The following is a 25,765-nucleotide window of genomic DNA, read 5'->3' as shown; positions in this document are numbered from 1 at the left end:
ATCAGAACAGGACTGGGGTTCGCGATGTCTTCCTCAAGGGTTCAAACCATTTGTCCGTTTTGCGGGGTGGGGTGCGGCATTACCCTGAAAGTGGATGAACGCGGGCGGCTGACGGGTGTGGAGCCGGTGCCCGGCCATCCGATCAGCCACGGCAAACTGTGCGAAAAAGGCTGGAGCACGGCGTATGCGATCCGGCCGGATAACCGGATCACCCAGCCACTCAAACGCTGCCGGGATCGGTTTGAGCCTGTGAGCTGGGATGAAGCGCTGGATGACATCAGCCAGTCCATTCGCGAGATCCTTGATGAATCCGGACCTGCCGCCATCGGGGTGATCAGCAGTGCTCGGGCCACCAATGAAGATAACTACGCGGCGCAAAAATTTGCCCGGGCGGTGCTTAAAACCAATAATGTCGATCACTGCGCCCGGATCTGTCACAGCCCGACGGTGGCCGGACTTAAGCAGACCCTGGGCTCCGGCGCGATGACCAACAGTGCCAAGGATATCTTTGCAACGGATTTGATCGTGGTGATTGGTGCCGACCCGACCGAGAATCACAGCGTGCTGGGCGGGCAGATTTTTGCGGCGCAGCAACACGGCGCCAAGCTGATTGTTATCGATCCCCGTCAGACTCGTCTTGCAAAAGTGGCCGATATCCATCTTCAGCTCAAACCGGGCAGTAATATTGCTCTGATCAACGCTATGCTCCAGGTCATTTTTGAAGAAAACTGGCACAACGCTGATTTTATTGCCGAGCGCTGTGACGGGTTTGACGAACTGGCGCGGCAGGTCGAAACCATCACCCCAGAATCCGTCGAATCAATCACCGGGGTTGATGCTGCGCAGATCCGGGCAGTAGCAAAAATCTATGCTCAGGCCGAAAAGGCGATGATCCTCTATGGGATGGGGATCACCCAGTTTGTCAGCGGGACCCAGAACGTGATTGCGTTGTCTGATCTGGCGTTGGTGTGCGGTCAGATCGGCCGTCCCGGCACCGGCATCAATCCGCTGCGGGGGCAGAACAATGTGCAGGGCGCCTGCGATATGGGCTGCCTGCCGAATGTCTATCCCGGCTATCAGGGCGCAGATAACGATGCGGTGCAGCAGAAGTTTAACCAGGCCTGGCAGGGCGAGGTTGCCAACCAGCCGGGGTTGACGTCGCTGGGCATGAGCAAAGCGGCCCTGGCCGGTGAATTTCGTGGGTTGATCCTCTTTGGTGAAGATCCGGTCGTGACGGACCCGGATCAGAACCACGTTCGCGATGCGTACAAGCAGTTGGACTTGTTGGTGGTCGCCGAGCTGACCATGACCGAGACCGCCAAGCTGGCCGATTATGTGCTGCCGGCGGCGTCGTTCGCGGAAAAAGAGGGCACCTTTACCAATTGTGAGCGCCGGGTTCAGCACATTGCTCAGGCGCTGCAACCGCCGGGGTCGGCAATGGGGGACTGGCAGTGGCTGAATGCCCTGGCACAGCGGCTCGGCAGTGATCAACTGAACTGGCCGAACAGCCAAGCGGTGTTTGATGAGATGGCGGCGCTAAACCCGGCCTATCTGGGGATGCGTTACGACAAGATGATCCAGGCGCAGGGGCTGCAATGGCCCTGCAACGACGACGCCCCGAACGGTACCGACATCCTGCATCGCGACAGCTTTCCAATCGGCAAAGCCCGGTTGATCCCGGTTCACTACACTGCCATTGACGAGTCAGTAGACGCCGATTACCCGCTGTTGCTGACTACTAATCGCCTCCATTTCCATTATGGCTGCGGCTCGATGACCCGTAAATCGCCGCTGTTGGAACGCGAAACCCCGCCCGGTTTGCTGTTTATCCATCCCGACGATGCCCGGCAGCTTAAGATCACCCGCTATGCGCCCATCGGTGTACGCTCGCGCCGGGGCTATATCGAAACCCGGGCGATGATCACCCCTGATGTACCGCCGGGTTTGGTCAGCATGCCGTACCATTTCAAAGAAGCCCCGTCGAATCAGCTCACCAATACGGCGCAGGATCCGATCACCAAGATGCCGGAGCTGAAAGCCTGTGCGGTGACGGTATTCCCGTTGCCAGCAGGACAGGCGCCCAAAGATGTCGCTCAGCTGAGGGAGGAGCCATAAGATGCAGCAGTATCTGGTTGAGTCGCTCAAAGCGTTACAGGATCACTTATCCCGCGCCCGGCAGTTTTATCAGGTGGTGGAAGCTGCGCCGGGGGACGCACACTGGCAACACATTATCCCCCCGGCCTATCCGCCACTCAGCGCACAGAAGCCGCAAAGTTCGGCGAAAAGTTTCTTTTTTGCCGAGCAGGAGCCGCTGTACGTGTTCGACGGCCAGTTTTTCCGTGAAACCCTGCCGAGTCCCGAGCCCTTTGTGCTGTTTGGCGTTCAGAGCTGTGATTTAACCGCGATCCATTACCAGGATCTGTTTTTCGAGCAGGATGTTTACTATCAGGCGCGTCGCCGTCAGGCGCTGCTGGTCGGCATCGATTGTGTCCATCCCTGTGCGCAGGGCTTTTGTTATCTGGTCAATGCCGGACCTGGCGTGCGTGATGAAACCGCCGATCTGATCCTCCATCCGCTGGAGGACAATCAATGGCTGCTGGTGGTCGTCACCGCACAGGGCAAAGAGGCGATCCAGGGAGTGGCGCTCACCCCGGCCTCGGCTCAGGAAATGAATCAGCGCTGGGAGCAGCTCAGCCACTGCGAGCAGGAATTTGACGATCACAGCTACATCACCGAAGGGGTTGAGCGGCTGAACCGGGGCGAGGTCTCCGACGCACTATGGCAGCGGATCGGCGTTCAGTGTCTGGCGTGCTCGGGCTGCACCACCTTGTGCCCGACCTGCTCCTGTTACGGCACGCAGTCACAGCCGTTTGTGAGCGGCGATGGCGAGCCTGTTGCGAAGGCTGTGGAAGTTTCAGGCACGCTAATCAAAGAAGATTCAGGCGCGGCCCCCAATACCGAGCAGCCCGCGACGCAGCAAGTGCGCTTCTGGGATTCCTGCCTGTACGAAGGGTTTCAGCGTGAAGCCAGTTTCAATAACCCCAGTGCACAGGCCGGAGAGCGGGTGAAGCGATTCTGGTATCACAAATTCAGTGATGATTTCTTACCGGAATTCGGTCGCTACGGTTGTGTCGGTTGTGGTCGCTGCGAGCAGGTTTGCCCCGGTGTCATCGGGGTTCATTCGGTCATGAAGAGGATTGTTGACGATGCATAACCTGACTCCTTCGGCCATTGAGCTGGTGGACTTTTATGACGACGGTGAGCAAGCGCGGCATTTTCAGTTTCGCTTGTTGGATGGCGCTGTGTCGGCATCAGCAGACCCGGCGTTGACTGAGCCGACGTTGACCAAGCAAGACACTGGCTGGCAGAAAGTCCAAATCGGCCAGTTTTTCATGCTGAATGTCCCGGGTGTCGGCGAAGCGCCGTTTACCTTTACCCAGATGCCGGATGAACAGGGGCACTTCCGGGCACTGGTGCGTCAGATGGGGGCGGTCACCACCGCGCTGTTTGGCCTGCAACCCGGTCAGATCCTCGGTGCACGCGGGCCATACGGGATCGGCTGGCCGATGAATGAGATCTCCGGCAAGCGGATCCTGGTCGTGGGTGGCGGCTGTGGCTTGGCGCCGCTGGTGGGCGTGGTCGATCATCTGGTCGAGCAACAGAACTATACCCAGCTCACCGTGGTGTATGGGGCGCGGAGCCAGCAGGCGAAAATGCTCAACCCGGAACGGGAGCGGTGGCAGCAGTTCATTCCGGTGTTCAACATGATCGAAAACGGCGATCTCAATGGTGACGAAAATGAATATCATGGCCGGCCGATTGATATCATGCCGACCGTGCTCGACAGCTTCGGTGAGCTGCCGGATGTGGTGCTGCTCGCCGGGCCGCAGGTGATGATGTTCGGCATGGCCGATTATCTGGTTGCCTCTGGGGTGTATGATCACGCCATTTACCTGTCGATTGAGCGCCGGATGCATTGCGGCCTCGGAACCTGCGGCCACTGTTACCTCAAGCACCAGTATATCTGCACCGATGGGCCGACCTTCAGATGGGACGTGCTCCAGCCTTACCTGCCGGAAGACCATTAGTTAGCGCTCGCTTGGGTTGTCTCATTGCTGCTTCGTCTTACTTATTGTCAGCTGCTCCGGCGTCGGCTTGGCTATGGTTAAGACTTGAAATCGCGGGCTTATCCGTCGCGTGATTTGCCCAGGCTTTTGTTTGAAAGGGTGTCTTGCGTGTATTGACGGATGAAGCGCCTGCTCAGGTGTCGGCGCCGAATCGAAGAGACATCATCCATGACAAAAGAAGAAAAAGATGCTGATCTGGAACCTGTGAATACGACAGAGGAGCAATCGCCACAAAAAAACAATAAAGTTAAGAAAATTACCAACATCTTGCTGGCAACGGTTGCGTTTTTGCTGCTGTTTAACATCATCTCCGATCGTATTATCCCGATCACGGACAACGCCCGGGTCAAAACCTTTGTCGTGCCGGTTAAGCCAGAGGTGTCCGGGTTGGTGCTGGAAATCAATGTAGAGCCGAACCAGTTGGTTGCGGAAGGGGACGTGCTCGTCAGGTTGGATCCGTCTGACTATCAAATTGCTGTGGCGCAGGCCAAAGAAAACCTCGAAATCGCTGGCCAGAATGTTGGCGCGCAAACGGCGGCGATTGCATCGGCCCAGGCGCGCCTGACCTCCGCGATTGTCGAGCGGCAAAACGCAGAGCTGCAAACCAACCGTGTTCTGGCACTGGTCAAGAAAGGCGTGGTGTCCCAGTCGGATGCCGATGAAGCGCGGGCTAGTCTGGCCACCGCACGGGCCAATGTGATCAACGCCGAGGCCGATTTGGAAAAAGCCAAGCAACAACTGGGCGCGGCAGGGGAGGAAAACAGCCAGATTAAAGCGGCGTTACTGGCGCTGGAGCAGGCGCAGCTCAATCTGGAGCGGACCGAAGTTCGTGCGCCGACTCAAGGCGGGGTGTCGAATTTCAGCCTGTCCGAAGGTTTTTATGCTGCCGCCGGACAACCGCTGATGACCTTTGTCTCAACCGAGACCATCTGGATTGAAGCCTATTTCCGGGAAAACAGCCTGGGCAATGTCACGGCCGGGGATGCGGTGGAAATTGCCCTCGACTTTGCCCCCGGCAAGGTGTTCAAAGGCACGGTATCCAGCGTGGATTGGGGCATCGACTGGGGCGAAGGCGATCAGGCCGGCAAGCTGGCCAAAGCCGATAGCCAGAAAGGCTGGTTGCGGCAAACCCAGATGCTGCCCATCCTGATTGAGTTTGACCACACCCAGGCACGTGGTGTGCTGCGGGTGGGCGGTCAGGCGGATGTGATTGTCTATGCAGCGGATAACACGGTCTTTAACCTGATTGGCAAAGTCTGGATACGGCTGATCAGTTGGTTGTCCTATGTCCGATAAGGCGACGGCTTCCGACACAAGCACTGCGGCCTCTGTGGCCGATGTACTCACGGAGGCGACCCAGGTTCGGGTCCTGCGCTTTACGGTGGGGGTCGGCCTGGCGGTTTTTCTGGCTGCCTGGCTGGAATGGGATCTGGCCCATATCGCCCCGGTGCTGACGGCCAAATTTCTGGTCGACAAACCCGCGCTGCACCGGGAGACCGTGATCGAGTTGCTGCTGGCGATGCTGGTGACCATCGGATTGGGTATGCTGCTGTCGGGTGGGATCACCCAGTATCCGATCCCCCTGATGATGCTGATCGGCCTGATGATGATGTGGGGCTACTATCTGTTCACTAATCCCAAATGGAATCTGTTCGCCACGATTCTGATCCTCGCGATTCTGGTATTGCCATTTATCGCGATCACCAGTGCTACGGCCTCCGGTTTCCTGGCCGGGGGACTCACCATGTCCGGGGTAGTCGCGATCACCCTCTTTGCCCTGGCGCATATCTATTTTCCTGAGCCGGAGGCCGAGTTTCCGGGGTTTGCCCCGGTGATGCTGACGCCGCATCAACGTTGGCGGGCCGCTTTCCGGGCGCTGTTGATCTCCTTCCCTGTGGTGTGCTTTTTCTTCGTGTTTCAGATCAGCGAAGCGATCCTGACCATGATTTTTATTGCCTTGCTGTCGCTGATGATCACCGGGGAGAAGTCGGTCAAGTTGAGTGCCTTTCTGGTGGTGAGCAACGGCCTTGGCGGACTGCTGGCCATCGGCTCGTTCACGGTGCTGGCGATCGTGCCGAACATCGGGTTTTACACCTTGTTTACTGCGTTGCTGGCGATGGTGATGGCCACCAAAATCTATACCGCTGGGGAGAAGGCGCCGGTTTATGTAACCGCGTTTAGCACCTTGCTGGTGCTGATCGGATCTACCTTGCTGAGCTCCGGTGACATCGACAGCACCACGATCACCCGAATCGTGCAGCTGGTGGTGGTCGGGTTGTACATGATTGTGGCGGCGTATTTTTTAGAAACGCGAACGTGGAAATTTCTGCAGCCGAACTAGCGAAAAAGCTATCCGGTGAGGTTGGTTCATGAAGGGCATTTCAATTCGAGCTGTTCAATCAGAGCAATTTAAGAAGAACGATGCGATAAAGGGGCGAGAGGATGAAAACAGACGATCAATTTGCAACGCAGGCAATTGATGCGGCGATTAAAATCGGCGCGGTGGCCTTGCTGCTTATCTGGTGTTTCTCGATTTTACGGCCCTTTATCATGCTGCTGGTATGGGGCGCGATTATTGCCACGGCGCTGTATCCGCTGGCGGTGAGCATGCACACCCGTCTTGGTATGAGCCTGACCAAAGCTAGTGTGTTGCTGTCGGGGATCGGGGTCGTCATTTTACTGGTCCCCCTGATTGCGCTCTCGACCGGTATTTATACCAGCGCCGCAGACGTGATTGTGGGGTTGCAGGACGGCACCCTGACGATCCCGCAACCAGACCCGGCAATGAAATCCTGGCCGCTGGTAGGAGAAAAGCTCTATGCGTTTATCGACATGGCCTCGACCAACCTCAAAGGCGTGCTGGTGCAGTATGCCGAGCCGCTGAAACAGTTTGCTGGCAAGATGGCGGGGCTGCTTAGTTCACTGGGACTTGGCTTCGTTCAGTTCATCATCTCGACCCTAATCGCCGGAGCCTTTATGGCCCATGCCGAAAAATGTGAAGCGGCTTTTCAAGCAATAGCAGATCGCCTGACTGGTAAGCACGGCGAACAACTGACTAAGTTGTCGAAAACCACGGTTCGGAGTGTGGTGCAGGGGGTGATCGGGGTTGCGCTGATCCAGTCGGTGTTCGCCGGGATCGGGATGGTGTTTGCCGGGGTGCCGGCCATTGCGCTGTGGATGGTGGCGGTGCTGCTGATCGCCATTATTCAGCTGCCGCCGATCATTGCACTCTTGATCCCGATTTTCATCGTCTTCGGCACCCAGAGCACTGTCGTTGCGGTGCTGTTTCTGAGCTGGTGTCTGCTGGTCAGTGCCAGTGATGCGGTGCTTAAACCCGTGCTGCTCAGCCGTGGCTCAGAAACCCCGATGCTGGTGATCCTGCTCGGCGCCCTCGGCGGTATGGCCATGTCCGGCATTGTCGGCCTGTTCGTCGGCGCTGTGGTGCTGAGCCTGGCGTATCAGTTAGGGACGGTTTGGTTGGGAGATGAGAAATGACCAGTGCGCCCACGTCATCGCTGCCGTGGGCGGTGCGTGATTACGATTGGGCGGAGCGAGGACTGGCCGGTGACGTAGACGGGGATTTTTTCCACGATAACGCGATGCAGGCGACCACAATGAGGCTCCCACCCAATGCAGTCATCCAACTCGGGATTTCCTGCCAGAACAGCATGCCCCACAACACATTAAACACCAGGCCGATGTAGCGCGTGGTGGCCACGACAGCGGCGTTTTCATGGGTAAAGGCCCGAGTCAAAAAGATTTGCCCGATCAGGGAAACGATGCCAATGGCTGCTAAGTAGACCCATGCTACCCCTTCTGGGACCACAAAGTCGTCTTTCATCAGGTAGGCGGATACCAGCATGGCCGTCATTAAAAAATAAAAGACAATTTCATAAGTATGATGGCGCTTGCTCAAGTGGCGTATCGTGATGGAAGCCCCAGCCGCAAAGAGCGCGCTGGCCACCCCCGCCAGTGCAAATGCATTAAACGAGGCGTAATCAAAAGGATTGATGACCAATGCGACCCCGAGCAGTACCACAGGCAGTAAGAATCGCGCTTTGTTGGGGAGTCGCTCGCCTAGTACTAAGCTCGATAACACAATGACAAAAAAAGGTGACAGATAGGCCAGAATTGCCGCATCTGCCAACGGAATATGCGTGATCGTGTAGACAAATGCCAATAAGTAAAATGCCCCGAGCAGCCCCCGGAGGACCAACAGAGGGACCCCCGATGTGGAAAACGGCACTTTGGCCTGCCACATTAACCCTAATATTAAGACGGTACCGATGGCACTACGGAAAAACACGATTTCCGCGCTGGGGATAGTCAGACTGGCGGCTTTGATTAAGGCATTCATGATGCTGAATACGAACGCTGAGAAAATGGCCAGAGCCACGCCTTTATTCATTCTGTCCTCCGAAAACTGGGGCGAGCCAGCCACTAATAATTGATAGTGGCGATGCGCCATCGTCATGGTTTTTCCTTGTCTGTATAACTTGCTTATATGATTTGCTTTGATGAACCGGCGGAGGGCAGCAAACGAATGGGCGTCACGTAGGTGTGCCCCTGGCTGCAGTACCCAACGTCCACTTCCACTTGATACACCCGGCTTAACGTCTCGTTATTGAGGACATCATTTGGGGAGCCCTCACGCTGAACGCGCCCCTGATCGAGCAGCAGTAGGCGATCACAATAGCGCGCCGCCATCGACAGATCGTGCAGCACCGCTACGGTGATGCACTGATGCTGCCGGGTGTAGTCGCGGGCCAGCTCCAGCACCTGCACCTGATGTTTCAGATCGAGCGCACTGGTGGGCTCATCGAGCAACAATACCTCAGGCCGTCCGATGAGTGCTTGTGCCAAAGACACCAATTGCTGCTGCCCACCGCTGAGGTGAGCAAAAGAGCGTGTCGCCAGGTGGAGGAGTCCTAACTCCTGCAACATGGTTTCGGCTTGCTGTTCCTGTGCGGCGGTGATGCGCCAACTGAGCTGATGGACGAGGCCGAGCAGCACCACTTCAATCACGGTCAATTCACTGGATGATTTGTTCAACTGGCACAAATACGAATACGCCGTTCGGGATAAGGGACCGCCACTCTCATCGTATGCACGTACTTTGCCCGTATGAGGCACCAAGCCCATCATGGCCTTTAACAGCGTGGTTTTCCCTGTGCCATTCGGGCCTAAGATCGCGGTAAACTCCCCGGCTTTGAACGTGGCGTCTATCTGCTCCAGTACAGTCTTTCGCCCCATACGTACCGTTACCTGGTTTAACGCTAAGTGTTTCATAGTCCACCCCGGCGTTTCATCAGTAAGTAGAGGAGAAACGGTACCCCCACGAGCGACGTGATGATGCCAATCGGGAGAATGGTGCCCGGCACAATTAACTTGGCGACCAGCGATGACACACACAACAATAACGCGCCCATTAAGGTCGACAGGGGTAAGTAAAGGCGCTGATCTTCTCCGACCAAGAGCCGCGCCAGATGGGGGGCGACCAAGCCGATAAAGCCGATGGTTCCCACAAACGAGACGGCCCCGGCCGTGAGCAGGGAGCACAGCAAAAACATTTGAAGCCTGAGCTGACGAGTGTTGATCCCCAAAGCCTGAGCACGCTCTTCGCCCGATGACAGCGCCGTGAGGGCCCACACCCTGGGCAGTGCGAAGGCCAATCCGATCAACAAAATGCTCCCGGAGACGCCAAAGGATAACCATGTTGCTTTGAGGAGGCTGCCAAACAGCCAGAATACGATTTGCTGCAAGACTTCGGGCGATGCGAGGTATTGCACCAGGGATTGCAGTGCCTGGAAGAAGAATAACACCACAATCCCCGCCAGGATTAAGATCTTGGCATCCATGTTTCGGGAACGGCCAATCAGGTAGATGGCAAGGCTGGCTAGGGCTGACGTAACAAAAGCTGCCACCGGCACGCCAAGCCAAGGGACTCCCAATACCGAAAAACCAAACAGTAAGGCCATTGCGGCCCCGAACCCGGCGGCCGCGGAGATCCCGAGCGTGTAAGGGCTCGCCAGTGGGTTGGCGAGCAAGGTCTGCATCAACCCGCCCGCCAGACCGAGGGATGCGCCCACCACCAGGCAGGTCAGGGTGATGGGTAAACGCAGGTGCCAGATGATGGTCGTCGATAATTCGCGCCCCGCCGGACCGCCCACCAATGCCTCAAACACGCTGTTCAGCCCGATCCAGGAGGCGCCCGTGCTGATGTCAAAAAGCATGGCCACCCCGACGCCGAGCGCCGTCAGGCAAAGTGCACGGCGTCTGCGCTGCTGCATCGTTTGATAAATTCCCGTTGCGTCGCGGTCGCGCCTCTCTGGGGGAGGGGCTGTCTGACTGCTATTGACCATGAGTTAACCTTCGACCTTGATCATGAAAGTCCCGGACAGTTTTTGCGGCATGTAGTGCTCAAAAAATGCCTGATGATGCGCAACCGGATCGACATCCTTAAACGCTTCTGGGTAAATCGCTTTGGCCAGGAACGCTAAGAACACGTGATCGTAGATGGTTCGTGTCCCGGCGTGATACATCCCATAGACGCGCCCTGACTTGACGGCCGTGAGCTGGGGCCACCCTGCACGGCGCAGGTAAGGCTGATATCGGGCCTGCGCTGCTTCAGGTGAAGTGCCATAACCCAGCAACGCACTGTCACTGTGTTTGGCCCAATGCGCGCCGGAAATGAATATCACCTCGGGATCCTGGCTGAGGACGTACTCCGGTGTCAGGTGCGCCGAGCCCTGAATTTTCCCGTTTGCAATGTTATCGGCACCGGCCAGATTCAGGAGGTTGCCCCACATGGCATTGGCGTATGATTTGCCGTACTCCCTGGCGCCGCCCGTCCCAATTTCTACGTACACACGTCGAGGCGAATGATCGCTGAGGTAGGCGGCCACCCGGCGCTGTACCTCCTTCACCGTTTGCTCGTAGTCGGTGGCAATGGCCTCGGCGCGCGCCTCGGTTCCCATCACCTGGCCGATGACCCGGGCGCTGAGCAGATGCTTCTCGAGCGTCTGGGCATTGAAATCCACCACCACGACTTTAATCCCGGTTTTTTCCAGCAGGGCCACTTTCTCGCCGAGTGCATTGAACTGCCAGGCGGCCAGCAGCGCGACATCCGGTTGTGTGGTCAGAAGCTTTTCAAGGTCAAAGGTGCCGGTGTAGATAGAGCCGGAGTCGACAATTGTTTCCAGTTCAGGGATGAGTTGACGGTAGGTCTCCCACTGAGACTGGCGGTAGTCTTGCCAGGAATGGCGCGGGAAAATGGCCACTTTTTTGTATGCCCGCGGGCCTGCGATGGCGAGGAAGTCTTCAAAATAGAAGCCGAGAAACAGGCGCTCAGCGGGCTTTTCGAGCGTAATGTTTCGTCCCAGGACGTCGTGAATATGAATGTTGGCCCAAGCCGGCAGTCCTCCACCGAGGGTGAGTATCGCCACAGTAAGCCACTGATAGATTTGTTTTTTCATTTAGATAAGCCATATGGAAATAATTATCAACTGAAATGTTATATCATAACAATTGATAGCTAAACAAGTTTCATACAATGATCGGTAATCAGTACCCTTCATCGGCGGAGGAATGACTAGGAAGGAGTGAGAGGAACGCTTAAACGGCTAATCATTAACGCGTTATCCTAGGTTGTCTAACGCGTTAATTTTGGTCCAGCGTAAGCCTGTTGAGACTATCGCACGGATATGGGTTTACTGGTAGATAGTTTCACGTTTAGTGACCAGGCAGATGTTGCCAGAAGTCCCTTGCGGAGACAGGTAATAGTTCGCCCCGCCTGAATTTTTCAGGACGATGGTTTTACCATTTAAAGTTCCCTGAAAATCAAGCTCCTTGTACGTTTGTTCGCGGACAAGCATACAGGATTTTGGCAGCGCAAATGTCTCCGTGTAGTAAGCATCGCATTTCCCTTCGCTATTGATCGTGGATACGACAGAAACATGCGAGTCACCGTCTGAATATCCTTTCGATGTTAATGTTGTATAGATGCGATTGTCAGGGTTATTAGAGTTCCAGTTGGCATGCGTGCCATGCGATTTATCTTCGATGATGAAGTTGGCAACGCTCTCCAGTTGCGTTACGCAGCGCTTTACACCGCTTTCCTTTGCCATACTAACAATGCTGTTTTCTGCGGCCAAAGAGGATGCTGAGATAAGACAAAGTGCAAGCGGATAAATTTTAGTCAGGTTCATAAGGACTTTCCAAGCGATGAAAGGCGCTAATATTAAATTGATGACATTTTAATTCATTGATATTAATCACGTTATTCAAATATCAATTGAGTGATGGTTGTCTTTGCGCCAATCTGCTGGTTTGCTTATCTTTTCGTATCGATGGCTGACTCTCATCGTGTTCTGTACCCAGAGCACCATATGTGCGGTGCTGCTTCTGACCTGCCGGTCAGCGGCCAGTGATGCGGTGCTCAAATACGTGCTGCTCAGCCGCGTATCAGAATCCCTGTGCCACTACACCCCTTGACACCGAGAAGGCTCATATATGTTATGTGTATGCTGACTGGTAAACATTATTGTCTATTTTAGCTCCTGCAAACTCAAAGCTTAGAAGTCCAACCTTGTTGAAACCTAGATGTTCATAAAATCCGTTGGATTCATTTTCAACCCAAGTGTAAAGCCAATACCTCTTACCAAACCGGCTCCCCACTTCACTCAATAGCTTTCGGCCTAAACCGCGCCCCTTAAAAGCATTATCTATATAAAGCTTTTCGACCTCAAAGCCACTCAGTTGAGTCTCATAATAAGATTCTAAATTAAGCAGGGCATAACCTTGAAGAGCTTGGTTTTCTTCACTTACTAACAAACGGAATTTGGGAGTGTTCAACAACTCCAAAAAATTGGACTCAGTAAAAGTAGACAATACATATTTAGCGTATTCATCTTTAATTCCGTCTTTTGCATACGTGTCTAACCAGACTTTTATAGACAACGCCGCAAGTTTTATGCAATCGTCTTTTGTTGCTTCTCGAATCATATTCCCTCCGAGCACATAACGAATGACATGGACTCCTCCTCATCAGGCTTTGCCACATTGGGTAAGTCTGAACACGAAATCATCGGAGGCCACCATGTCACAATCTATCTACGGCATTGATTTAGCCAAACATCGTTTCAGTATCCACAGCGAGGTTCATCAAAGCAAGGTGTTGATCCACAAAACAATAATGCGGTCAGAAGTCCTCTCGACGTTTGCCAATATTCCCTCGGCCATCGTTGGGATTACCGGAGCTTCTCACTTATAACTGTTTATAAGTGAAGATCAACTTGTGTTCATCATCATGTGCCTTGAAGAGCTGTTTGATCGAGCAGAAGAAGAAATCCCAGCTCTACAAACTTCCCCCATCACCCCTTCCCCTGATTCCGCAGCGCCAGCGGCGAAATCGAGAAAAACTCCTTAAAGCAGCGGCTGAAATAAGTGGCGGTGACAAAGCCGGAAGCCGCGGCGATGCTGGCGATGGAGTCGTTGGACTGGAGCAGCAATTGGCGGGCGTGGGTCATCCGCAATTCCAGATAATAGCGCGACGGAGAGGTGTTGAGGTGGCTGCGAAACAGTCGCTCCAGTTTGCGGCGGGATGAGTCGACCCAGCTGGCGAGCTCATCAATCGACAGCGGCTCTTCGAGGTTCCCGGCCATCAGCTGGACGGTGTCTTTGAGCACCTGTGGGATGGTGGGGGTGAAGATCTCGCGCAGCATCGGCAGTTCGCTCGGCTGGTTGGCGCGATCGCAGGCCAGAATTTCCCGCACCGCATTCACTATGTCTTCATTCTGCAATCGGGCGGTGAGTGCCAGCATCATCTCCAGCGTGCTGCTGGGGCCGGCAGCGGAGACCACATTGCCGTCGAGCACAAACGACAGATCCGTCACCTTGCTGGTCGGGAACTGCTCGCGGGCGAAGGCATGGTTGTCCGGGTGCAGGGCGTAACGTGCCTCTTTCAGCAGCCCGGCATGGGCCAGGGCCAGAGCGCCGTTCCAGATCCCGCCGACAATCCCTCTTCGCGTAGCCACCTGACGCAGCTTGCGCGACAGCTTGGGAATTTCCGCTAAGGGGCTGCGAAAGCCGCCGCACACCAGCAGCACATCAACCGGGATCTGCGGTGCCATTGCGTCCAGAGTGGTATCGGCGGTAATGGCGATCCCCAAGTCGCTGATCACGCTTTGCTGGCTGATCCCGACGGTGGAAAAGGTAAAGCGCTGCGAGGTGGTCACCAGGTTGGAGGTGACCAGGGTGTCGGCCGCGCTGGTAAAAGAGACCATCGAAAAGTGCTCCAGCAGCACAAACACCACATGCACCGGGGGGTGTTCAATAAGCTGCGGCGGCAGAAAAGAGCTGTTGGTATCGCGCATCAGGCCGGTAAATTGTCTTTTCTCGGTCATTTCGGCAGTCTTGAATGTTATGAATATGTTTATGATTGTTCTGGCAAGGGCCAGCGTCGTGAATGTTCAATTTATATCATTGTGGCTGTTTTTCCGACAAGCGATTACTGCCAGGTTTATCAATATAGGTAGTTGTATTTGAATGTCATGGCCTATTTTCTCGCGTTACCGCCCGGCTGTCGGCTTCACATCCTTTGTCGCAAAAGTGTCATTTCCCGCCGTATCCGGGCATTCGTCTGAGGCATCCGCCGAGTAAGATTAACCATGTTGTTAACATTTAATTTACAGGGTTGGCCTGTGTGGACGTTTGAGACGACGGAGAGTTAGGCATGTTTTATAACAATGACCGCATTGAGGGATTTGATGATGCACTGTGGCAGGCGATGCAAGCGGAAACGCAGCGCCAGCAGGAGCATATTGAGCTGATTGCTTCTGAAAACTACACCAGCAAACGGGTGATGGAAGCCCAGGGCAGCCAGCTGACCAACAAGTATGCGGAAGGGTATCCGGGCAAGCGGTACTACGGCGGCTGCGAGCATGTCGATACCGTTGAGGCGTTGGCGATTGAGCGGGCGAAGCAGCTGTTTGGTGCCGACTATGTCAATGTCCAGCCCCATTCCGGCTCTCAGGCCAATGCCGCGGTTTATATGGCACTGTTGAATCCGGGCGATACCGTACTGGGGATGAGCCTGGCCCACGGTGGTCATTTAACCCACGGCGCCAAAGTCAGCTTTTCCGGCAAAATTTATCATTCGGTTCAGTACGGGCTCAATGAAGCAACCGGGGAAATTGACTATGACCAGGTGGCCGAGCTGGCGCGTGAGCATCAACCTAAAATGATTGTGGCAGGTTTTTCCGCCTATTCCCGCGTCGTGGACTGGCAGCGCTTCCGCGAGATTGCCGATGACGTGGGGGCTTACTTGTTTGTCGACATGGCTCACGTCGCCGGTCTGGTAGCCACCGGCCATTATCCGAATCCGATCCCATTTGCTGATGTGGTGACCACCACCACGCACAAAACGCTGCGCGGCCCGCGTGGCGGCTTGATCCTGGCCCGTGCCAATGCAGAACTGGAAAAGAAACTCAATTCTGCCGTCTTTCCGGGCGGGCAGGGCGGTCCGCTGATGCATGTAATTGCGGCCAAGGCGGTGGCTTTTCAGGAGGCCTTGCTGCCTGAGTTTGCCGATTATCAGGCGCAGGTGGTGAAGAACGCCCGCGTGATGGCCGACGGCTTTATCCGGCGCGGCTATGACGTGGTCTCCGGTGGTACGGATAACCACCTGTTCCTGGTCAGCCTGATCCGCCAGGGCATTACCGGCAAAGATGCCGATGCCGCGCTGGGCCGGGCGCAGATTACGGTCAATAAGAATGCGGTGCCCAGTGATCCGCAATCACCGTTTGTCACCAGCGGACTGCGCATCGGTACCCCGGCGGTGACGGCGCGCGGTTTCAAAGAAGCGCAGGTGGCTGAGCTGACCGATTGGATCTGCGACATTCTTGATGATCTGAGTAACGAGGACGTGATCGACACCGTTCGCAGCAAAGTGTCGGCTCTGTGTGCAGATTTCCCGGTCTATCGTTAATAAAGGTCATAAGATCGATTAATTGGAACACGGTCGGGTCTCGCTGCGGGGCCCGAAGGAGGAAGTTGTCATGGCTATCAGTCTGTTTGACATGTTGAAAATTGGTATCGGCCCGTCCAGCTCGCACACTGTCGGGCCGATGCGGGCGGCGCTGCGGTTTGTCGGTCAGTTACAGGCGGACGGGTTGCTGAGTCAGGTTCGTCGGGTTTGTTGTGAGCTGTACGGCTCGCTCGGGGCAACCGGGGTCGGTCACGGCACCGGCCCGGCGATATTGATGGGGCTGGAAGGTAACGATCCGGAAACCATCGATCCCGACGGCGTCGAGCCGCGTGTTGCGGCGATTCGCGATCAGCAGTTGCTGACGCTGGCGGGGGAACAGCCGATCACCTTTCATGAAAAAGAGGATCTGCGTTATCTCCCGCTGGACGTGCTGCCGTACCACCCCAACGGGATGCGCCTGACGGCGCTGGCCGAAGACGGCACCACCGTGCTCGACAAAACCTATTACAGCGTCGGCGGCGGCTTTGTGCTGGATGCGGCGGAAGTTGAATCTGCCGAAGACGCGGACGCGCAGCCGGGCTCACTTGTTGGCGATGCCCCGGCAGAGGAAGCGACGGATGTTCCGTATCCCTTTACCTCCGGCGCCGAGCTCCTGGCGATGAGCCGGGAAAGTGGCCTCAGCATCGCTGATCTGATGCTGGCCAATGAGAAAACGCAGCGCACGGAGCAGGAAATCCGCGATGGCATTTTAAACATCTGGCAGGTCATGCAGCAGTGTGTTCAGCGCGGGATTGTCCAGGAAGGGATCCTGCCCGGCGGGCTGAAGATCAAGCGCCGGGCGGCAGCGATGCATCGCAAACTAACGGATAAAACCTGCCAGTCGAAGAGTTATCACCTCGAAGCCATGGACTGGGTCAACCTGTATGCCATTGCGGTGAATGAAGAAAACGCCGGGGGCGGGCGGGTTGTCACGGCCCCGACCAACGGCGCGGCGGGTGTCATTCCGGCAGTGCTGCACTACTACATCAATTTCTGTGATGGCGCGGATGAAGACGGGGTGATCCGCTTCCTGCTGACTGCGACAGCGATTGGTGCGCTGATCAAAATGAATGCCTCGATCTCCGGGGCGGAAGTGGGCTGTCAGGGCGAAGTCGGGTCGGCCTGTGCCATGGCAGCAGCCGGACTGGCCGAGGTGCTGGGGGCGACTCCGGCCCAGGTGGAAAACGCGGCGGAAATCGGTATGGAGCACAATCTGGGGCTGACCTGCGATCCGATTGGCGGTCTGGTGCAAGTGCCCTGTATCGAGCGCAATGCGATGGCGGCGGTGAAAGCGATCAATGCTGCGTCGATTGCCCTGCGTGGCGACGGCGAACACTTTGTCAGCCTCGACAGTGCGATCCGCACCATGCGGGAAACCGGCAAAGACATGATGGACAAGTACAAGGAAACATCCCGCGGCGGTCTGGCGGTGAATGTCATCGAGTGCTGAATCAAGTTGATTGGGTGCAGGCATACGCGCTGCACCACTCTACGGAAGGTGACCAATGAACAACTATTCTGGATTCGGGCTGTTTAAGCACGCGCTCAGCTACCACGAAAACTGGCAGCGGGTGTGGCGCAACCCCACCCCGAAAAAAAATTATGACGTCGTGATTATCGGCGGCGGGGGCCACGGCCTGGCAACAGCTTATTACCTGGCCAAGGAGCACGGGATCACCAATGTGGCGGTGATCGAAAAGGGCTATCTTGGCGGCGGCAATACCGCACGCAATACCACGATTGTCCGTTCTAATTATCTGTGGGATGAAGCCGCGCATCTGTATGAACACGCGATGAAGCTGTGGGAAGGGCTGGCGCAGGAGCTGAACTATAACCTGATGTTTAGCCAGCGCGGGGTGCTGAACCTGGGCCATACCCTGCAGGATATGCGGGATATTGAGCGCAGGGTCAATGCCAACCGGCTCAATGGTATCGACAGTGAGGTGCTGAACACTGCCCAGGTGCAGGCGTTGGTGCCGATTTTGGATTGCTCGCCAAGTGCCCGTTATCCGGTGCTGGGCGCCAGCTGGCAACCGCGTGGTGGCACCGCCCGCCATGATGCGGTGGCCTGGGGCTTTGCCCGCGCAGCCGATCAACTGGGCGTGGATCTGATCCAGCAAAACGAAGTGACCGGCATCCGGGTCAACGGCGGCAAAGTCGAAGGGGTGGAAACCAAAAAAGGCTTCATTGGCGCGCGCAAAGTGGCCTGTGTCGCAGCCGGGAACTCGGGCGAGCTGGCCAAGATGGTCAACATGAGCCTGCCGCTCGAATCGCATCCGTTGCAGGCCATGGTGTCGGAGCCGCTCAAGCCGTGCCTGGATACCGTGGTGATGTCGAACCATGTTCATGGTTATATGAGCCAGTCGGACAAGGGTGATCTGGTGATCGGGGCTGGGATCGACAGCTATCTCGGGTACGGCCAGCGCGGCTCGTTCCCGGTGATTGAGCACACCATTGCCGCGATTGTCGAGATGTTCCCAATCGTCAGCCGGGTGCGGCTGAACCGTCACTGGGGGGGGATTGTCGATACCACGCCGGACGCCTGTCCGATCATCAGCAAAACCCATATCGACGGCCTTTACTTTAACTGCGGCTGGGGTACCGGCGGCTTCAAGGCCACACCGGGTTCGGGCCATGTGTTTGCCCACACCATTGCCAACGATGAACCGCATCCGCTGGCGAAACCGTTCAATATCGACCGTTTTGTGACCGGCCATCTGATTGATGAGCACGGCGCAGCCGGTGTCGCGCACTGACGCAGGGGGGAGAGATCATGCTGCATATTTACTGCCCTTACTGTGGCGAAATGCGTGAAGAGGAAGAGTTTCACTACGGTGGCGAAGCCCATATTGCCCGGCCGCTCGATCCGGCATCGCTCAGCGATGAAGCCTGGGGTCGCTATCTGTTCCACCGCAAGAACATCAAAGGCAGCCACCATGAGATGTGGTACCACGCAGCCGGATGCCGCAAATTCTTTAACGTGACCCGCAACACGGTGACGTACCAGATTGAGCATGTTTACAAGATGGGCGAGCAAGCGCCGGTCAGCAGTGAGGAGGCCCAGGGATGAGCCAGAAAAACCGTCTTGAAACCGGGGGACGCATCGAGCGCGGTACCCCGCTGCAATTTACTTTTAACGGCCAGCAATATCAGGGTTATTCGGGCGATACCATCGCCTCTGCGCTGCTGGCCAACGGGGTGGATATCGTCGGCCGCAGCTTTAAGTATTCCCGTCCCCGCGGCATTCTCGGCGCCGGGGCTGAAGAGCCGAATGCGATTCTGCAGGTCGGCAGCACGGATTGCACCACGATCCCCAATATTCGCGCCACTCAGGCTGAGCTGTATCCGGGTTTGCTGGCCACGTCCGTTGCCGGCTGGCCGAATGTCGAGTTCGACCTGATGGAAACGGTCGGTAAAGTCGGCGGTGCGATGATGCCACCGGGTTTTTACTACAAAACCTTTATGCAGCCGGAAAGCCTGTGGCCGACTTATGAGAAATATATCCGTAAAGCCGCCGGGCTTGGCAAAGTGCCGGGTAGCCGGGATCCTGACAGCTACGACAAGATGAACCACCACTGTGAGGTGCTGATTGTCGGTGGTGGTGCGGCGGGTCTGGCGGCGGCGCGGACCCTTTGCGGTTCCGGACTTCGGGTGATGCTGGTTGATGAGCAGAATGAGTTCGGTGGCGTTTTGCTGTCTACCACCCAGACCCTCGACGGCGAACCTGTATCGGCATGGCTGAAGGAAACGCTGGCGATGCTGTATCAGGATCCGGATTTCACCCTGTTGCCGCGCACGACGGCGTTCGGCTATTACGATCAGAACTTTGTCGGTGCCGTCGAGCGCCGGACCGATCATCTGGGGGAGCTGCTGCCGGGGGCTCGTCAACGTCTGCACCGGATCCGGGCGGGCCAGGTGATCCTGGCCACCGGCTCGCTGGAGCGCCCGCTGGTGTTCGGCAACAATGATGTCCCGGGTTGTATGCTGGCTTCCGCGGTGTCGACTTATATCCAGCGCTATGCGGTGGTGCCGGGTCAGAAGCTGGTGCTGATGACAGCCAATGATCACGCCTACCATGCGGCGATCGACTGGCATCGTGCCGGTCGTGAGGTGGTGGCTGTGGTGGATACCCGCCCGCAGACTGACGGCGAGCTGCCGACCCTGGCCCGTGAACTGGGGATCAAGGTACTCAACGGCCATGCGGTGATCAACGTCAAAGGCAAGAAACGAGTCAGCGGGGCGGAAATCGCGCCGATCTGTGTCGGTAAGGACTGGGTAGGTCAGGGCTCGGTCGATGACTGCGAGCTGAGCGGTTCGGTGTCGGTGCTCGATTGCGACACCATTGCCAGCTCCGGCGGCTGGAGCCCGGTGGTGCACTTGTCGTGTCATACCGGCAGCAAGCCGGTCTGGCGCGATGATGTTGCCGGCTTTGTGCCGGGACCGACGGTGCAGGCGCAACTGTGTGCCGGGGGGATTAACGGCACGTATCCGCTGACACAAGTGCTGGCAGAAGGGGCCGGAGCGGGGCTTGCTGCCGGGGAGGCGCTGGGCGGTCATCTGGTTGAAAGCCATTTTGCCACTCCGCTGGCGAACGATCCTCAGGAAGCTCCGGCGATGGCGCTATATCACGTGCCGCACATCCGGCCGACCAGTCGGGCGCCGAAGCAGTTTGTTGATTATCAGAATGATGTCACCGCGGCCGGGATCGAGCTGGCTACCCGGGAAGGATTTGAGTCGATTGAGCATGTCAAACGCTACACCTCGATGGGGTTCGGTACCGATCAGGGCAAGACTTCGAACATCAACGGCATGGCGATTGCTGCCAAGTCGATGAACCAGACCATCGAGCAGACCGGGACGACAATTTTCCGTCCGATGTATACCCCGGTGACGTTCGGCGCGCTGGCGGGGCGGGACGCCGGTCATCTGTTTGATCCGGCCCGCTTTACCGCGATGCACCGCTGGCATGTCGAGCATGGCGCCAAGTTTGAGGATGTCGGGCAGTGGAAGCGGCCGTGGTACTTCCCGAAAGAGGGTGAGACCATGCAGCAGGCGCTGGATCGGGAGTGTCTGGCGACCCGCGAAAGTGTCGGGATCCTGGATGCCTCGACGCTGGGCAAGATTGATATTCAGGGCAAAGATGCCCGTGAGTTTCTCAACCGGGTTTACACCAACGCCTGGACCAAGCTGGCGCCGGGACGCTGCCGCTACGGCATTATGTGTAAAGAGGACGGGATGATCTTTGACGATGGTGTCACTTCCTGTATCGATGACAATCACTTCATTATGACCACCACCACCGGCGGGGCTGCCGCGGTGCTGGAGTGGCTGGAGCTGTGGCATCAGACCGAGTGGCCGGAGCTGGAGGTGTATTTTGCCAGTGTCACCGATCACTGGGCGACCATGACCATTTCCGGACCGAACAGCCGCAAGGTGCTGGAGCTGCTGGTGGACGGTCACGATGTGTCGAACGAAGGCTTCCCGTATATGAGCTGGCAGTCGATGAAAGTTGCGGGCGTCGATGCCCGGGTCTTCCGGATCAGTTTCACCGGCGAGCTGTCTTTTGAAATTAACGTACAGGCCAATTACGGGCTGTATGTCTGGGAGCAGGTGATGGCGGCTGGGGAAACGTTCAATATCACCCCGTACGGCACCGAAACCATGCATATTCTGCGGGCGGAAAAGGGCTTTATCATCGCCGGTCAGGATACCGATGGCTCGGTCTCTCCGCAGGATATGAACATGGACTGGATTGTCGGCAAAACCAAGCCATTCAGCTACATCGGCCAGCGTTCCTGGACCCGGCCGGATAACCAGCGTGACGATCGCAAGCAGTTCGTCGGCCTGCTGACGACCGATCCGAATCAGGTGCTGCCGGAAGGGGCGCAGGCGGTCCGGGATCCGAATGAGGCGATCCCGATGACCATGGTCGGCCATGTGACCTCCAGTTATTACAGTGCCTGCCTCGGGCGCTCGATTGCCCTGGCGGTGATCAAAGGGGGACTGTCGCGGATGGGCGAGAAGGTTTACTTCCCGCTCAGCGACGGCACCACAGTCGAAGCCGAAATCACCGGCTCTGTATTCTATGATCCAAAAGGAGAGCGCCAGAATGTCTGAAGTGACTGCGGTGAATCACGCGGATAGCGAAATCAAGGTAGCGGCCGGGTCGCCGCGCCTGGAAACCCCGTTGCACCATGTTGAGTTGGTGGAATTGACCCAGCCCTCGCAGCGTCCGACGGTGTTTATCGAAGAGCTGAAAGCCATGAGCCATCTGGTGCTCAGAGGCAATGCTGACAACCCGGCGTTTATCGACGGCGTCCAGGCGGCGCTGGGTCTGGCGTTGCCGCTTGCACCGGGCAGTTCGGTACAAGCCGATGCGCTGCGGGTGTGCTGGCAGTCGCCGGATGAGTGGCTGCTCATCGGTGAGCCGGAGCAGGCTGGTGCGATTGAAGCGGCACTGCGGGAACATCTGAGCGGCCATTACGCGGTAACGGATGTCAGCGGCGGGCAGACGCTGGTGTCGTTGTCCGGCCTGAATGCGGAAAACGTGCTGAGAAAATCGACCCCGTATGATGTCCATGTGCGTCATTTCCCGGCGGGCAAAGTGATTGGCACCACGCTGGCCAAGTCTCAGGTGCAGTTGCGCCGGACCGGTGAACAATCTTTTGAGCTGATCCTGCGCCGCAGCTTTGCCGATTACCTGTGGATGTGGCTGGTCGATGCCAGTCAGGAATATGGTGTAAGCTATCGACGTTGATGTCATCACCCGGTAGATACCGGCGGCCTGGTCGCAGCGTGTTGCGACCAGGCCGCCGGAGCCGGATGTAAATAGGATAAGGATATGAACCAACAAGGTCTGACATATGTTTTAACGGCCAGTTGCCCGGGGCGCTCGGGAACCGTCGATGTGGTCACCCGGTTTCTGCGCGAGTTCGGTTGCTACATCACCGAGCTGAACTCGTTTGATGATGCGCTGAATCATCGCTTTTTTATTCGGGCGGTGTTTCGGATGGAAGATCATTCAGCCGTCGACCAAACTGCGTTTCGGGCGGACTTCGCCCCGCGTGCTGAGACGTTTGAGATGGAATGGGATCTGACCCCTTCCGAGTACCGCCCCAAAATGGTGATCATGGTGTCGAAGTATGATCACTGCCTCAATGATCTACTCTACCGTTACCGGACCGGCAATCTGCCAGTCGATATCCGGGCTATTATCTCCAATCACCCGGACCTGCAATCACTGGCCGAATGGCACGGTATTCCTTACTACCATTTCCCGATCACCGCAGAGACCAAACCGCAGCAGGAAGCCCAGGTGCAGGCCGTGCTGGATGAAACCGGCTGTGAACTGCTGGTGCTGGCGCGCTACATGCAAGTGCTTTCTCATGAGATGTGTACCCGTTGGTCCGGTAAGGCGATCAACATTCACCACTCGCTGCTGCCGGGCTTCAAAGGCGCCAAGCCGTATCATCAGGCCTATGACAAAGGGGTCAAGATGGTGGGGGCAACCGCCCATTACGTTAGTGACGATCTGGACGAAGGGCCGATCATCACTCAGGGGATGGAAATGGTGGATCATACCTATTATCCCGCCGATCTGGCGCGCAAGGGGATGGATGTTGAATCCCTGACCCTGTCGCGGGCGATCCAATACCATGTCGAGAAACGGGTGTTCCTGTTTAACGACAAAACAGTGGTATTCGAGCGCTCCTAACCGCTCAATTTCACCGCCGGCCTCGCTGAGAAGGAGTGAAGGCTGGCGGCATTCATGCTTCAACACGGAACAAAGGAAACGGTGATCCGGCCGGGAGAAATCTTTCGGCAGATCGGCCGCGGGTACGTTTACCCGTTTATTCGTTGATGACGTTAACAAGGAAGAAGAGGAATGAAGAAAGAGACCCAACAAGGCGCAAAACCCAGCCTGATGATGGCGGTGTTACCCATCGGGCTGACGCTGTCGATTCTGGCGATTCAACTTTTTGTGTTTGATGACTTTACCCCCCACATCCCACTGGTGTTCGGGATCGGAGTCACCGCAGTGCTGGCCTGGATGCGCGGCTACCGCTGGCACGATATCGAAGACGGCATCTTGCATACGGTGCGGGTGGCGTTGCAGTCGATCGCCATTCTGATGCTGGTCGGGATGATCGTCGGCGTCTGGATTGCCAGCGGAACAGTGCCGATCCTGATCTACTATGGCCTCAATACCCTTAGCCCGGAGATTTTCCTGGCGGCCAGTATGTTGCTGTGCTCGGTGGTGTCGGTAACGCTCGGCACTTCCTGGGGCACGGTGAGTACGGTGGGCCTGGCGCTGGTCGGCATTGGTGTCGGCTTTGATATCCCGATTTACTGGACCGCCGGTGCTGTGGTCTCCGGGGCCTTCTTCGGTGATAAAATCTCGCCCCTGTCGGATACCACTAACCTGGCACCGGCAGTGATCGGGGTCAGCCTGTTTGATCACATCAAGAATATGTTGCCGACCACGGTGCCGGCGATGCTCCTGGCATTTGGGATCTACCTTTTTGTTGGCTTTGATGCCGGCAACCTCCAGTCTACCGATTTTGCCCGGGTTGCGCTGATCACCGACGGGATTGTAAATAACTTCAATTTGTCGCCATGGTTGCTGGTTCCGCCGTTGCTGGTGCTGGGCTGTTCACTGGCCCGGATGCCGACCCTGCCGTCGCTGTTTGTCGGGGTGTTGAGCGGTGCCGTGCTGGCGGTGGTGGCGCAGGGGGCAACTGTCCATGAGGTGTTCCGCTACATGCAGAGCGGTTATGAAATTAACACCGGAGTCTCTGAGATTGATTCGTTGCTCGGTCGCGGCGGGATCCAGTCGATGACTTGGGTGATCACCCTGGTGATGATTTCGCTGGGTTTTGGTGGCGCACTGGAGCGGACCCGCTGTCTGGAAACTATTGTTGAAGCAATCCTGAAGAAATCGCGCTCCTTCCTGCGGTTGCAAACTTCGGCGATCGGGACGGCAATGGCGACCAACCTGGTGGCCGGTGACCCGTACTTGTCGATCAGCCTGCCCGGGCGGATGTTTGCCCCGGCGTTTGTGAAGCAAGGCTATTCCAAGCTGAACTTGTCGCGTGCGGTGGAAGAGGGCGGGACACTGATTTCGCCACTGGTGCCCTGGAATGCGGGCGGCTCGGTGGTGATCAGTGCGCTGGGTCTCGGCATTGCCGAAGGGCATATCGAGAACCTGCTGTATATTCCGCTGGCTTTTGCCTGCTGGATCTCACCGCTGCTCAGTATTATTTATGCCGCGACCAACAAGTTCACTTTAACCCTGGAGCCAACAGAGGTGCTACCGCAAGAGGAGCCATCGCAAGAGTTGCCGGCACAAGTGAAGTAGCAGCTATGCGTTGTGAGTGAAAAATTTAAAGAAATGAAAAGAGCCCGGAAGGGCTCTTTTTGTATTTGTGCGCCGAGCATGGCGTTGTTCTAGGAGGTGAAAGTCCTCTACGGGCTCAGTCGAGCGAGAACCGTTAGCCTATGCAAGGGTGCCCACCGTGAGGTGGGATCTGAAGGAAGCAAACGGCAAAACTTGGGTGTGACGAACAGAAACCTGATAGTAGGCCAGTACAACTTGGGTAACCTAGCAATATAT

22 protein-coding genes are annotated in these 25,765 nt (G+C 56.6%); 15 read left to right on the top strand and 7 right to left on the bottom strand.

All coding sequences use genetic code 11. The features are described from left to right. The first annotated feature begins 24 nt into the window (after positions 1-24). The 6 genes from fdhF (at position 25) to NNL38_RS18250 (ending at position 7,622) form a co-directional block, all read left to right on the top strand. On the top strand, positions 25-2,115 hold the full coding sequence (fdhF, locus tag NNL38_RS18275; protein WP_255391872.1) for a formate dehydrogenase subunit alpha: 2,091 nt from the start codon (positions 25-27) through the stop codon (positions 2,113-2,115). Position 2,116: 1 nt separating this feature from the next. After that, positions 2,117-3,214, top strand: a complete 1,098-nt coding sequence (locus NNL38_RS18270) for a 4Fe-4S dicluster domain-containing protein (protein ID WP_255391871.1) — start codon at positions 2,117-2,119, stop codon at positions 3,212-3,214. Continuing rightward, positions 3,207-4,088: an iron-sulfur cluster-binding protein gene (locus NNL38_RS18265; protein WP_255391870.1), complete on the top strand. Its 882-nt coding sequence runs from the start codon at positions 3,207-3,209 to the stop codon at positions 4,086-4,088. Before NNL38_RS18270 ends, NNL38_RS18265 begins: the two co-directional genes overlap by 8 nt. A gap of 207 nt (positions 4,089-4,295) precedes the next feature. Next, positions 4,296-5,423 (top strand): HlyD family secretion protein, encoded by a 1,128-nt coding sequence (locus NNL38_RS18260; RefSeq protein ID WP_255391869.1) that lies wholly within the window; start codon positions 4,296-4,298, stop codon positions 5,421-5,423. Next, a complete protein-coding gene (locus NNL38_RS18255) occupies positions 5,413-6,468 on the top strand; it encodes a DUF2955 domain-containing protein (RefSeq protein WP_439651414.1) in 1,056 nt (351 codons plus the stop codon). The genes NNL38_RS18260 and NNL38_RS18255 overlap by 11 nt, the downstream gene beginning before the upstream one ends. Positions 6,469-6,569: 101 nt before the next feature. Beyond that, positions 6,570-7,622 carry an AI-2E family transporter gene (locus NNL38_RS18250; RefSeq protein WP_255391868.1) on the top strand — a complete coding sequence of 351 codons (1,053 nt, stop codon included), beginning with the start codon at positions 6,570-6,572 and terminating at the stop codon, positions 7,620-7,622. 40 nt (positions 7,623-7,662) lie between these two features. Here the strand turns inward: NNL38_RS18250 and NNL38_RS18245 are convergent, their stop codons facing one another. From NNL38_RS18245 to NNL38_RS18220, 6 genes are all read right to left on the bottom strand, one after another. Further along, the gene (locus tag NNL38_RS18245; protein WP_255392280.1) at positions 7,663-8,535 is read right to left on the bottom strand and encodes a DMT family transporter; all 873 of its coding nucleotides are present in this window, start codon (positions 8,533-8,535) and stop codon (positions 7,663-7,665) included. 92 nt (positions 8,536-8,627) lie between these two features. Next, on the bottom strand, positions 8,628-9,380 hold the full coding sequence (locus NNL38_RS18240; protein WP_255391867.1) for an ABC transporter ATP-binding protein: 753 nt from the start codon (positions 9,378-9,380) through the stop codon (positions 8,628-8,630). A gap of 32 nt (positions 9,381-9,412) precedes the next feature. Beyond that, entirely contained in the window at positions 9,413-10,417 is a 1,005-nt protein-coding gene (locus NNL38_RS18235; protein ID WP_255391866.1) for a FecCD family ABC transporter permease, read from the bottom strand. Positions 10,418-10,492: 75 nt separating this feature from the next. Then, the gene (locus tag NNL38_RS18230) at positions 10,493-11,602 is read right to left on the bottom strand and encodes an ABC transporter substrate-binding protein (protein WP_255391865.1); all 1,110 of its coding nucleotides are present in this window, start codon (positions 11,600-11,602) and stop codon (positions 10,493-10,495) included. 234 nt (positions 11,603-11,836) lie between these two features. Further along, complete coding sequence (locus tag NNL38_RS18225; RefSeq protein WP_255391864.1) at positions 11,837-12,334, bottom strand: hypothetical protein; 498 nt, start codon at positions 12,332-12,334, stop codon at positions 11,837-11,839. A 307-nt stretch (positions 12,335-12,641) separates the two neighbouring features. Further along, the gene (locus NNL38_RS18220) at positions 12,642-13,130 is read right to left on the bottom strand and encodes a GNAT family N-acetyltransferase (protein ID WP_255391863.1); all 489 of its coding nucleotides are present in this window, start codon (positions 13,128-13,130) and stop codon (positions 12,642-12,644) included. Positions 13,131-13,224: 94 nt separating this feature from the next. Here NNL38_RS18220 and NNL38_RS18215 point away from each other — a divergent pair, with 94 nt between their 5' ends. After that, a complete protein-coding gene (locus NNL38_RS18215; protein WP_255391862.1) occupies positions 13,225-13,398 on the top strand; it encodes a hypothetical protein in 174 nt (57 codons plus the stop codon). Positions 13,399-13,498: 100 nt separating this feature from the next. Here NNL38_RS18215 and NNL38_RS18210 read toward each other — a convergent pair whose 3' ends face one another. Next, complete coding sequence (locus NNL38_RS18210) at positions 13,499-14,530, bottom strand: GlxA family transcriptional regulator (RefSeq protein ID WP_255391861.1); 1,032 nt, start codon at positions 14,528-14,530, stop codon at positions 13,499-13,501. A gap of 329 nt (positions 14,531-14,859) precedes the next feature. On the opposite strand from NNL38_RS18210, the gene glyA reads away from it, so the two are divergent. The 8 genes from glyA (at position 14,860) to nhaC (ending at position 25,510) form a co-directional block, all read left to right on the top strand. Continuing rightward, a complete protein-coding gene (gene glyA / locus NNL38_RS18205) occupies positions 14,860-16,113 on the top strand; it encodes a serine hydroxymethyltransferase (RefSeq protein ID WP_255391860.1) in 1,254 nt (417 codons plus the stop codon). Positions 16,114-16,183: 70 nt separating this feature from the next. Further along, positions 16,184-17,602: an L-serine ammonia-lyase gene (locus tag NNL38_RS18200; RefSeq protein ID WP_255391859.1), complete on the top strand. Its 1,419-nt coding sequence runs from the start codon at positions 16,184-16,186 to the stop codon at positions 17,600-17,602. 55 nt (positions 17,603-17,657) lie between these two features. Further along, positions 17,658-18,908, top strand: coding sequence for a sarcosine oxidase subunit beta family protein (locus NNL38_RS18195; RefSeq protein ID WP_255391858.1), 1,251 nt, complete (start codon positions 17,658-17,660; stop codon positions 18,906-18,908). 17 nt (positions 18,909-18,925) lie between these two features. Next, a complete protein-coding gene (locus tag NNL38_RS18190) occupies positions 18,926-19,222 on the top strand; it encodes a sarcosine oxidase subunit delta (RefSeq protein ID WP_255391857.1) in 297 nt (98 codons plus the stop codon). Continuing rightward, on the top strand, positions 19,219-22,269 hold the full coding sequence (locus NNL38_RS18185; protein WP_255391856.1) for a sarcosine oxidase subunit alpha: 3,051 nt from the start codon (positions 19,219-19,221) through the stop codon (positions 22,267-22,269). Before NNL38_RS18190 ends, NNL38_RS18185 begins: the two co-directional genes overlap by 4 nt. Continuing rightward, a complete protein-coding gene (locus NNL38_RS18180) occupies positions 22,262-22,909 on the top strand; it encodes a sarcosine oxidase subunit gamma (RefSeq protein ID WP_255391855.1) in 648 nt (215 codons plus the stop codon). The genes NNL38_RS18185 and NNL38_RS18180 overlap by 8 nt, the downstream gene beginning before the upstream one ends. An 84-nt stretch (positions 22,910-22,993) precedes the next feature. After that, complete coding sequence (gene purU, locus NNL38_RS18175) at positions 22,994-23,866, top strand: formyltetrahydrofolate deformylase (RefSeq protein WP_255391854.1); 873 nt, start codon at positions 22,994-22,996, stop codon at positions 23,864-23,866. A gap of 171 nt (positions 23,867-24,037) precedes the next feature. Further along, the gene (gene nhaC, locus NNL38_RS18170; protein ID WP_255391853.1) at positions 24,038-25,510 is read left to right on the top strand and encodes a Na+/H+ antiporter NhaC; all 1,473 of its coding nucleotides are present in this window, start codon (positions 24,038-24,040) and stop codon (positions 25,508-25,510) included. Positions 25,511-25,765: the final 255 nt, after the last annotated feature.

The sequence above is a fragment of the Photobacterium atrarenae genome, assembly GCF_024380015.1.
GTDB classification, from domain to species: Bacteria; Pseudomonadota; Gammaproteobacteria; order Enterobacterales; family Vibrionaceae; genus Photobacterium; species Photobacterium atrarenae.
The sequence above is the reverse complement of the archived record's forward strand: the minus strand, read 5'-3'. Positions and strand labels throughout refer to the sequence as shown.